The organism is Streptomyces sp. OR43, assembly GCF_008042275.1.
Taxonomy (GTDB): domain Bacteria; phylum Actinomycetota; class Actinomycetes; order Streptomycetales; family Streptomycetaceae; genus Streptomyces.
In genome coordinates this window covers 1-698 of record NZ_RDBK01000129.1, presented here as the reverse complement: position 1 = coordinate 698, position 698 = coordinate 1, and the positions used below count along the sequence as shown (strand labels likewise).

The 698-nt window shown below is 73.4% G+C and carries 1 pseudogene; it reads right to left on the bottom strand.

Annotated features, from left to right (window positions below):
- A pseudogene (locus tag EAO72_RS44260) lies at window positions 1-698 on the bottom strand (DEAD/DEAH box helicase); the annotation flags it as partial.

Genomic DNA, 698 nt, shown 5'->3' with positions numbered 1-698 from the left:
CCGGGTCCTGGTCTCGCCCGCACCCGGTGTTCCGGGACGGCTGCCGTTCTGGAAGGGCGACCAGCTGGGCCGTCCGCTGGAGCTGGGGCGTGCGCTGGGCGCCTTTCTCCGCGAGCTCGGCGGGCTGTCCCCGGACGATGCCCGGCAGCGGCTGCTGGCCGCGGGTCTGGACACGTGGGCCGTGGACAACGTGCTGTCCTACATCGACGAGCAGCGCCGGGCCTGTGGCCATGTGCCGGACGACCGGACCATCCTCGTCGAGCGTTTCCGGGACGAGCTGGGTGACTGGCGCGTCGTCGGCGTGCATGACCTGGGCGTCCATGCCGTACCGCTCGGCGAGGCGGGCGCTGAGGGCGAGCGCCCACGGGGCGTGCACCTGGGCGCCGAACGGGGAGTGCACGACGACGCGCCAGTCACCCAGCTCGTCCCGGAAACGCTCGACGAGGATGGTCCGGTCGTCCGGCACATGGCCACAGGCCCGGCGCTGCTCGTCGATGTAGGACAGCACGTTGTCCACGGCCCACGTGTCCAGACCCGCGGCCAGCAGCCGCTGCCGGGCATCGTCCGGGGACAGCCCGCCGAGCTCGCGGAGAAAGGCGCCCAGCGCACGCCCCAGCTCCAGCGGACGGCCCAGCTGGTCGCCCTTCCAGAACGGCAGCCGTCCCGGAACACCGGGTGCGGGCGAGACCAGGACCCGG